2 protein-coding genes are annotated in these 1,466 nt (G+C 56.9%); one reads left to right on the top strand and one right to left on the bottom strand.

The window, feature by feature from the left end:
• Window positions 1–855: 855 nt before the first annotated feature.
• Window positions 856–1,116 (top strand): DUF982 domain-containing protein, encoded by a 261-nt coding sequence (locus FJ980_RS31385; protein ID WP_140547412.1) that lies wholly within the window; start codon window positions 856–858, stop codon window positions 1,114–1,116.
• An 80-nt stretch (window positions 1,117–1,196) separates the two neighbouring features.
• Here FJ980_RS31385 and FJ980_RS31380 read toward each other — a convergent pair.
• Window positions 1,197–1,466 (bottom strand): hypothetical protein (locus FJ980_RS31380; RefSeq protein ID WP_210243781.1); only part of this gene is annotated, 270 nt, incomplete at its 5' end.

Genomic DNA, 1,466 nt, shown 5'->3' with positions numbered 1-1,466 from the left:
ATACTAACCAGCAAAGGCAAAGAGGTGTACGGGGTGCGATCGTTCGCAACCCGTACACCTCTTTGCCTTTGCTGGTTAGTATCCGTCCCACTACAAGCGACGGCATGCTTTGGTCTTTATGCGAAATGCACTGGCCTATCTTAAAGCGCCAGCATTGTCTGTCGGTAGGTTCGTCTTGAGAGTCCGCCGTCACTATAAGCTCAGTGGCGGCAGGCATTACCATGTTGCCCATTTTACCCAAACCCTTATGTTGGAGCATTGTCCCTTTCTTTTTCGGCGCAGAGCGCCAGTCCGCATCTCAATGCTTCGTCAGCCGCCGTCGTATGGCGCGGCAAGCCGGGAGTTGATCGCATGTTGGAAACATGCCGGCGCCTTTTAGCCGAGGCTTGGACATAGAACGCCGCTCCCGGCCAAAGCCAGGTGCGTGCGTCGCCGCCAAGCAGGCGCACAATTCGACGCCTGTAGCGTCTATTCCAATCCGAGCGATCAAGCCCAATTACACCCTGTTATATTTGCGGAGCATTCGCAAGGGCTAATTGGTCGGACCAGACTTGCTTTTGAGATGTACCCCGGAAGCCACACTTACAGTTAAGGAGCGGCTAATGCGAAGATGCGATTGTGATATATGTTTGAGCATTTAGTGCAGCGGACGAAACGTGCAGCAAAACGCAGATATGCTTCCTGTGAACGCTTTTGTAAATGCTCGCGATCTACCGGCGCCTCATGCCCGCAGCAGCCGCACCTAGCCGCCAGCGCAACGGCTGGCGGAATGTCCTCGAAGCGGACTTCGTAGTAGACCTTGCCGGTGAGCGCTGAGAGTTCCATGGGGCGGAGTATGGTGGAGAAAATATTCCTATGCAACAGGACGGCAGAAAAATGACGTTCGCGCCTGTGCGTATCCGCGACAGAAGCGGGCCGCGCCAGTTGGTGCGTGAGGTGCGGAACGTGAAGGCGGCCAGCGATACGATGCTGGCATGGCCAGGGCGTGGCTCTGCGTGGCGTACAGCGGCGGAAGTGCTATCCGAGGCGCTGTATGGGCGCGTGGGTGCTGAAGAGGCGAGGGCGGTGTTTGTGGCCGCCGCGCGTGAGGCGGGGGTGTTGATGGAGAGTGAATAAAAAGAAACCCGCCGAAGCGGGTCTAGGGCGTGATCGGGCTTGGTGATTATTGCGCGCCGTCCGGCTGCGCAATAAGGGCGTCATCCATTGATTATGCGGTCACATGCGGCTCGCCAGACAGATCGAACGTCTGTTAGGTCATCCACATCATCAACGGCTTCAACTGCGGCTTGCTGGCCGCCTAGTCGCAATTCATTCATGACAGCCTCCGCAGCACCCATGTAGTTCGCCCACATGGCGTCCGTGCCGTGCCTGGCTTTGGCGATCGTGCGGGCTAGGTCTTTGAGTGAGAGGGTCATTTCTTGCTTCCAGTCCAGAACGAACCATCGGGGCGATAGAATGCCAAAATC

Source organism: Mesorhizobium sp. B1-1-5, assembly GCF_006443065.1.
In the GTDB taxonomy this organism is placed as follows: domain Bacteria; phylum Pseudomonadota; class Alphaproteobacteria; order Rhizobiales; family Rhizobiaceae; genus Mesorhizobium.
The sequence above is the reverse complement of the archived record's forward strand: the minus strand, read 5'-3'. Positions and strand labels throughout refer to the sequence as shown.